General features: G+C 38.1%; 8 protein-coding genes. 3 read left to right on the forward strand and 5 right to left on the reverse strand.

The window, feature by feature from the left end; all coding sequences use genetic code 11:
- Nucleotides 1-117 (forward strand): hypothetical protein (locus UC75_RS21365; RefSeq protein ID WP_228137354.1); only part of this gene is annotated, 117 nt, incomplete at its 5' end.
- Nucleotides 118-162: 45 nt separating this feature from the next.
- Here UC75_RS21365 and UC75_RS11560 read toward each other — a convergent pair.
- The 5 genes from UC75_RS11560 to UC75_RS11575 form a co-directional block, all read right to left on the reverse strand.
- Complete coding sequence (locus tag UC75_RS11560) at nucleotides 163-1,710, reverse strand: hypothetical protein (protein WP_049837682.1); 1,548 nt, start codon at nucleotides 1,708-1,710, stop codon at nucleotides 163-165.
- 554 nt (nucleotides 1,711-2,264) lie between these two features.
- On the reverse strand, nucleotides 2,265-2,429 hold the full coding sequence (locus tag UC75_RS18855) for a hypothetical protein (protein WP_016138934.1): 165 nt from the start codon (nucleotides 2,427-2,429) through the stop codon (nucleotides 2,265-2,267).
- Between the two features lie 107 nt (nucleotides 2,430-2,536).
- Nucleotides 2,537-3,541, reverse strand: a complete 1,005-nt coding sequence (locus UC75_RS11565) for an SUMF1/EgtB/PvdO family nonheme iron enzyme (protein ID WP_049837683.1) — start codon at nucleotides 3,539-3,541, stop codon at nucleotides 2,537-2,539.
- Nucleotides 3,538-5,214 (reverse strand): arylsulfatase, encoded by a 1,677-nt coding sequence (locus UC75_RS11570; protein ID WP_049837684.1) that lies wholly within the window; start codon nucleotides 5,212-5,214, stop codon nucleotides 3,538-3,540. Before UC75_RS11570 ends, UC75_RS11565 begins: the two co-directional genes overlap by 4 nt.
- Before the next feature lie 170 nt (nucleotides 5,215-5,384).
- Nucleotides 5,385-6,002, reverse strand: coding sequence for a rhomboid family intramembrane serine protease (locus UC75_RS11575; protein ID WP_004793994.1), 618 nt, complete (start codon nucleotides 6,000-6,002; stop codon nucleotides 5,385-5,387).
- Between the two features lie 157 nt (nucleotides 6,003-6,159).
- On the opposite strand from UC75_RS11575, the gene nfuA reads away from it, so the two are divergent.
- Both nfuA and UC75_RS22550 read left to right on the forward strand, forming a co-directional pair.
- The gene (nfuA, locus tag UC75_RS11580) at nucleotides 6,160-6,798 is read left to right on the forward strand and encodes a Fe-S biogenesis protein NfuA (RefSeq protein ID WP_005303330.1); all 639 of its coding nucleotides are present in this window, start codon (nucleotides 6,160-6,162) and stop codon (nucleotides 6,796-6,798) included.
- A 169-nt stretch (nucleotides 6,799-6,967) separates the two neighbouring features.
- Nucleotides 6,968-7,372, forward strand: a 405-nt coding sequence (locus tag UC75_RS22550; RefSeq protein WP_416202215.1) for a TonB-dependent receptor plug domain-containing protein, incomplete at its 3' end; no start/stop codon positions are given.

A 7,372-nucleotide genomic window follows, 5' to 3' on the forward strand; every position in this document is an offset into this window, starting at 1 on the left:
CATCAACTATCAGCTGAACAGTTGCAGCAGGCAAATCATGTGATATGGGCGACCGGAGGCGGTATGGTGCCACCTGATGAAATGCAAAAATATCTATCACACTTTCAAAATAAATAGAAAAACTCAGAAAAAGCCCAATTCTAGAATTGGGCTTTAATTAAACTATTTTTTAGATGATTTTCCAAAAGGTAGTTTTTCGGTTGCAAAGCCATAGATTGCAGCAAAAGGCAGGGCAGTTCTTGCTAAATAAGCAACACGCCATAATCCGCCGTGGTTAGCACCTTCCATCATGAGTTCAAGCGGATGGTCCATTTCAGTTTCAGGGTTTGCCACAGAAGACTCATTTCTTAAGTCATGAATCCAGAGTGCCGCCATAATGGCATTGGTCGTTTCAGGGTTAAATGCTTCTACATCAAAAAGCTCTGCACCATTAAAAGCTGCTTTCAATAATGGATTTTTAGTCACAGAATGAGTAGTTGTAGATGGAGCAATATTAATACTTACGTGTTGTCCTTGATGACGGGCCAAAATAGCGCGCCATTGTTGAATGCGTTTTGCCAAAGCATAGTTTGGGCCTTGTTCAACCACTAGACAGTCGGCAATACCATAAGTTTTTCCATTTTCACAATCAATCAGGTCTTGATATGGCGCTTGGAAAAAACGATTTAAGGAAAGTGTAGAAACACCTTTCACCGCCAATTTTTGTAGTTTTGTGCGTGATTTAAATTTTTGTTGAGCAGCTTTTGCTACTTCTTTAGGAACTGCATAAACATCGGTTGGCGTACACATAAACATAAGGCTCGTATCAGACTTATGCTCGCTCACAAATTGCATGATGCTATCCATTGCCATGGATACACGAACGTGCTTTTCACCATCTAAATAGGCAATTGCAGCTAAATCTAACTTTTGTGGAAACTGCACTAGCCACTGTGCAATTTCTGGTAATTGAGTTAATAAATTTGCACCCAATTTATCTTTTAATTCAGAAGCTTTTGCTGAGGATGCAATTTGTTCAACGCTTGGAGCAATGAGCGTTGCGTTTCCTTGTTGAATCGTATTTAAAATTTTGCCCCAGACACGTGGGTTTGGTAAGTCGACAGCAATAATATTCGCTTTCCATTTGGCTAACCACGGTAGAGGACCAGCTTCTGAAGCCGCACCAAACAACACCATGGTACGGTCAGATAAATCAAACCATTCTGGATGAGCAGTAGCTTCACTCAAAGCTTTTGCATGACTTGGTTCAATAATACCAGCCTCTTCCCAACGTTGAATTTGGTCTAGTAAGCTTTGTCCACTGAGCTTTTGTCCTTTATAAGGAACATACCACTCCGGAGCCGCATCACTTTCACCTTTAAGTTTTACTGTATGAAGGGGGGTAGATGAAGCAATATGAACCGCATCTTTTAAAAGATAATGTTTACTATCACGATAGTAGTCAAAAAGGTGGTGAGCTTTATGCAAACCTTGCTTAGCAATAGTAATTGGATTGCTACTATTTGAGATGCCTTGCTTAACAAGCGCTTTAAAATAAATAGGGTAGTTTTTTCGCCAGTTTTTTTCATTCAACACTTGTTGCGCGGTTTTATTATCTACAACAGATAAAGCCTCTGACAAAATCTCTTGGCCTGTAAGAGATGTGCTTTGTTTTTTTGTTGAGGCATGTACTGGAAATTGTAGACCTTCGACTTTACTTGTGCTGGACATAAAATATCTCGTTATAAGACTGGGTTAATATACAGATGTATACATTATCTATGCCAATGAAAGGAAACGAGTGGCAATAACTGACAAAATAATATTGAATATTTATGTGATGAAACTTGAAAGAGCAATTTTTTATGATAAATCCATCTCATTTTGACCTTAATTTTTTTCACATTTTTAGAACATTTTTATAGACTTACGTTACATAAATGATTATTTTGTATGAAGCAAATACATCAGTTTTAACCTGAAGGTAAAATGTTCAAAATGTATCAATAATACTGATGCAGAAATGATTAAAAACTAGACTTTTTTCTTAAAGGATAAGAGAAGTCAGACGGAATAAGAAAGAATTGGGGTGAAACTAGATAGAAGACAACGTAAGATTGTCTTTTAAAAATCTTGGGGATATGGTGATTTTTTTACACCATAATTTTCTAGTTTCATCCCATCTATTTTTGGGTTGGAACCCACTATTTTTGTACTCAGCTTATCATTTAATCAAACTCTATTTCTTTAACGTAACTTCAAAATTACTTTAAGAATGAGTGTTTCTAACAGCGTCCTTTTTTAGCTTGTCCTGGTGGGCAAAAGTCTCCGGGATGATTGTGATAAGGTGAATCTGGATCAATCACAATACTACCTTCCCGTGTATGAACTGCACAGGCTGATAATGACATTGTGAAAATTGCTGCTACACAAAGAAATAATGCTTTCATCATGTTCTCACTTTTTTATCATTCTCCTTTGTACTATAGAAATATATTGATTATTTTTCGATCTAATTTTCGTTAAAAATATATTTATTAATTCCAATTAAAAGAAACTAATCAGATCTTAAAATTGTTCGAAAGCCAACATGGGTTGCTGCTAAATCAAAGTCTTGCGGATAACGACTACTGTTTCGATAACGCGAACAATAATTTTGAGCACATAGAAAAGATCCGCCTTTAATTACATATTGTGTACTCGCAATTTGTTGTTGTCTTAAATCAGAATAATTTCCCATATGTTGGTCATGAGCACCTTGATAAGGAGAGGATGTCCATTCCCATACATTTCCAATCGTATCAAATAGTTTGAAATTATTTGCCGCAAAACATCCAACAGGTGCTACATCTTTAAAGTGATCTTGATTTAGGTTTTGAAAAGGGAATTCACCTTGCCAGTAATTTGCTTGTGGATGTTGATGTTCATCGGTAGGCGCTTGATGTAAGGGCGTATCAGTTTTTGAGTTGGCTTTAGCTGCATATTCCCATTCTAGTTCTGTTGGTAAATCATGTCCGAGCCAGACTGCATAATGTTCAGCATCGTTTTTACTCACATATCGCACAGGCTCATTAGGATTGGCTACAGCACTATTACTGCCATTTGGCGTTTTCCATGTATATCCTGATTTTAGCTGCCACCATTGCTGTGGATGATGAGGATCTGGTGAAAAAACAGCGGCCTGATTTTGTTTTTCGGCATCGGTAATATAGCCTGTTGCTTTTACGAAGCTTGCAAATTGAGCAACGGTAACTTCAGTCTGATCAATCCAGAATCCTTTGACTTCTCGTTGTTTTTTTCCAAAATTAAGTTCATCGGGATAGGCTTTCTCAGAACCAAAATTAAAATTGCCATCGGCAATTAACACCATTCCAGCTGTAGGTTGTTTGAGCCAACCTTGAGGTAGTCCAGAGTAGTTTTTACACTTTTCAATAGAACCCAGGTCAGCTAAAGACGTTGGCTGTTGAGGCGAGGGTGCTGATTCAGAAACTTTTGAAGATTGGCTACAGCCTGTCATAAAAGACAGGCTGATTGCGGTAACTAAAAATAGTTTTAATCTCATTTGGCGTTATATTCCTGCACACCATTTTTCTCAGTATATTTTTGATAAACCGATAACAACTCTTGCACTTTTGCAGGATAAAGTTGCGCAACATTGTGCTTTTCTCCACGATCAGTGGCAATGTTATACAACTCCCAAGTTCCTGTGCCTAACTCAGGGCGCCCTTGAACTGCAATTTTCCATTCACCTTGTTTTGCATATTTGCTGCCATGTAATTCATCGGCAAAACTAAAATTTGCAGGGCGAATGGTAGTGGTTTTATTTTCAAGTAAAGGCTTCCATGAAATCCCTGATGGCGTATTAATGGTTCGACCATTGTATTGGCCTTGAGGTACTGGAATATGAGCATATTCTAATAGGGTTGGGAAAACATCAAGTACAGATGCAAAGCTATTATTGGTTTCTTCTGCTTTTTTCTGGTTCGGTAATTTCACAATAGCAGGGGCAGTGGTTGCACCTTCACCAGCTGTATCTTTCCATAAATGAAATGGTGCCGCGCTGACCTCGGCCCAACGTGGTCCAATATAGTGATATGAAGTTGGTGTTCCCACATTTGCTACAGAGTTATCAAAACCAGATTCACTACCATATCCGCCACGTACAAAACCTTCGGCACCATTATCTGAAACAAAGAAAATTAAAGTGTTGTCATAAAGATTATTTTGTTTGAGGTATTGAATAATGCGGCCGACATTAGCATCGAGGTTTTCTACCATGCCTGCATAGATTTCCATTTTACGGGCTTCTAATGCCTTTTGTTCGGCTGTTAACTCATCCCATTTTCCATATTTTTGTGGGGCATTTTGAGTTGCAATTGGTTCTGCTGCCTCAAAGTTTGCAGGGATAATTCCAAGCTGTTTTTGCTTAGCAATACGTGCGTTACGAATAGCATCGTAACCGACATCATAAACTCCGCGATATTTTTCACGGTATTCAGCAGGTGCTTGAATTGGCCAGTGAGGCGCCGTATAGGCAGCATAAGCAAAGAACGGTTTACCACTATTTTTGCCTGAGTCTAAGTAGCTCAGTAATTTATCGGTAAAATAATTTGTCGAGAAAAAGTCATCAGGCAAAGCGGAAACAGGAATAACTTGACCATCTTCTGTGTAAGTTGAATTTCGTTTAAACGCACTTGGCGCTTGCTTAAAGTGGTGATCTAAACCTTGTAATAAAGTAAATGAATGATCAAAACCTTTTGCATGCGCATTTGTTTCTGGAGTTAGCCCTAAATGCCATTTACCGCTGATGTACGTGCGGTAACCATTATCTTTAAGTACTTGTGCGATAGATAGAGAGCGTTCATTTAAATATCCCTCGTAGCCTGGTTGTCCTTTCAAATGTGCTGGTGTCAGTTCAGCCATTGCCCCAATACCAGCTAAGTGGTGATCAGTACCAGAAATGAGTTGAGAGCGTGTTGGAGAACAGGTCGGGGCAGTATGATAATCCGTTAAAAGGCGGCCTTCTTGAGCCAAACTATCAATATTTGGGGTGTGAATTTCACCACCAAAAGCGCCTAAATCTGAATAGCCTAAGTCATCAGCCATAATAAATAAGATATTCGGTTGCTTAGGTGTGGTTGCTACATTTTCTTGATTATCGTTGTCATTACATCCAGCTAAAGATAAGCTAAATAAAGCAATGGAAAGGCTAGATAAAATTGCTTTGTACGTCATTGTATCATCTGAATTATTAAAAGAATTGGCACGAGTTTAATCAGATGGTTTTTGCAATCAAAACAAAGAAATGATCAAAGATAATCAGAAAAAAGACTGAGAATTTATAGTGATAAATTAATGAGAAAAAAAGAAAAGCCCACAAGGGGCCTTTCTTTAATTTATTTTGTTTAGAAAGGAAGGCGAGTTAGTTGGTCTAAGAAATGCGGAATAACTTTTGGTTCAAGTAAAATTGTTACGATGATTCCGTAAGCTGCACCCCATAAATGAGCACTATGGTTAATATGGGTATTACCACGCTTACCAGCCCAAATACTGTAGGCCACATATAAAATTGCAAAAATAATAGCGGGTACAGGAATGAAAAATACGAAAATGAGCTTCCACGGCTGAAATAGAATATAAGCAAATAACACTGCTGAAACAGCACCTGAGGCACCTAGGCTGGCCCAATTCGCATCATTTTTATGTTGTAAATAGCTTGGTAAAATCGCGAAGATTAAGCCACCTAAATAGAACAACACAAAACCCATGTCGTAGAAATATTGGCGATAAAAACTTTCAATAATACTGCCAAAGAAGAACAGGGTAATCATATTGAAAAGTAGATGTGTTCCATCGGCATGGATAAAGCCATGAGTAATGAAGCGATCAATCTGTCCACGTTGCATTGCAGGCGGCCAAAAAATCAGCCGATTCATCACATTTTGGTTGCTAAAAGCAATTAAAGAGATAATGACCGTAATAATAATAAGAGTAACTGTATGGTTAAATGGCAAATGCAACATAAGAAATATTTAAAAAATGATCAATACTGGCTCAATAATGCCATTAAAAACTTAAGTTGAAACCCTGTTGTGTATAAATCCGACAAATTTAGTTGATTTTTTTTAAATCCACCTCATCTTCGGTTAATATAAAGGCATCAGCTTGAGGAATATTGTTATGTCGACTGAGAACACCAACACTGCTGTTGCAGAAGAAATTCCAAACCTTTTGATTACACCATCTGCACAAGAGTATTTGCACGATTTATTAACGAAGCAAAATACTCCGGGAATTGGCGTTCGAATTTTTGTTGAGCATCCGGGTACGCCACGTGCCGAATGCTGTATGGCATATAGTGCGCCAGAAGAAGTGATCCCAACAGATTATAAACAGGACTATCCTGATTTTCCTGCGTATATTGATGCACCATCTATTCCATATCTTTTAGATGCTGTAATTGATTACAACAAGGACCGTTTTGGTGGTCAGCTCACTTTCCGTGCACCAAATTCTAAGGTTCCACGTGTTGGTCCAGATGCATCAATTGAAGAACGTATTACTTACATTCTTCAAGCAGAAATTAACCCAGGTCTTGCAGGGCATGGCGGAAATTGTAGCTTGGTAGAAGTACAAGATGACCCAGAACATGGTTTAACTGCTGTATTGAAATTTGGTGGTGGTTGCCAAGGCTGTTCTGCGATTGACGTGACCTTGAAACAGGGCGTTGAAACTACTTTAAAAGAGCAGATTCCTGAGCTTCAACGTGTGGTTGACCAAACTGACCATACGCAAGCAGAAGGTGCTTATTTCAAATAACTAAATTATTTGAAAAGTGACATAAAAAAGCCTCGCAATGAGGTTTTTTTATTATTCAATATAAATAATGATAATTATTATCAATATCATTTGTAATTTTATTTAGATTTGTTACAATGCCGAACTTAAAATGAGAGATGTTTAATAAATCAATATATTGGGAATACTTATGTCGAAGCGTATTATCCAGTCAGTGCTTTCTGTTTCAGTACTGGCAAGTATGATGTCTATGGCTTATGCTGCACAAAATGAGCAAGAACAAGCTGAACAAGCATTAGAAAAGCCTGCTGAACCTGTGAAATTGGAAACGATTTTTGTAACTGCTGAAGAGCAAGTGAAGCAATCGCTCGGTGTGTCGGTTATTACCAAAGAAGATTTAGAAAAACTACCAGTTCGTAATGATATTTCTGACTATGTACGCCGTATGCCGGGTGTTAATTTAACAGGCAATAGTGCAACGGGGCAGCGTGGTAATAATAGACAAATTGATATTCGTGGAATGGGGCCTGAAAACACGCTCATTTTAGTGGATGGAAAACCAATTAACTCTCGTAATTCAGTTCGTTATGGCTGG

This window comes from Acinetobacter sp. V2 (assembly GCF_001188385.1).
Lineage (GTDB): Bacteria > Pseudomonadota > Gammaproteobacteria > Pseudomonadales > Moraxellaceae > Acinetobacter > Acinetobacter oleivorans.

What these genes read in the sequence shown, in the direction of transcription:
- UC75_RS11565 (WP_049837683.1), bottom strand. Translation starts at nt 3,541, where the DNA reads ATGAGATTAAAACTATTTTTAGTTACCGCAATCAGCCTGTCTTTTATG.
- UC75_RS11575 (WP_004793994.1), bottom strand. Translation starts at nt 6,002, where the DNA reads ATGTTGCATTTGCCATTTAACCATACAGTTACTCTTATTATTATTACG.
- UC75_RS11570 (WP_049837684.1), bottom strand. Translation starts at nt 5,214, where the DNA reads ATGACGTACAAAGCAATTTTATCTAGCCTTTCCATTGCTTTATTTAGC.
- nfuA (WP_005303330.1), top strand. Translation starts at nt 6,160, where the DNA reads ATGTCGACTGAGAACACCAACACTGCTGTTGCAGAAGAAATTCCAAAC.
- UC75_RS11560 (WP_049837682.1), bottom strand. Translation starts at nt 1,710, where the DNA reads ATGTCCAGCACAAGTAAAGTCGAAGGTCTACAATTTCCAGTACATGCC.
- UC75_RS18855 (WP_016138934.1), bottom strand. Translation starts at nt 2,429, where the DNA reads ATGAAAGCATTATTTCTTTGTGTAGCAGCAATTTTCACAATGTCATTA.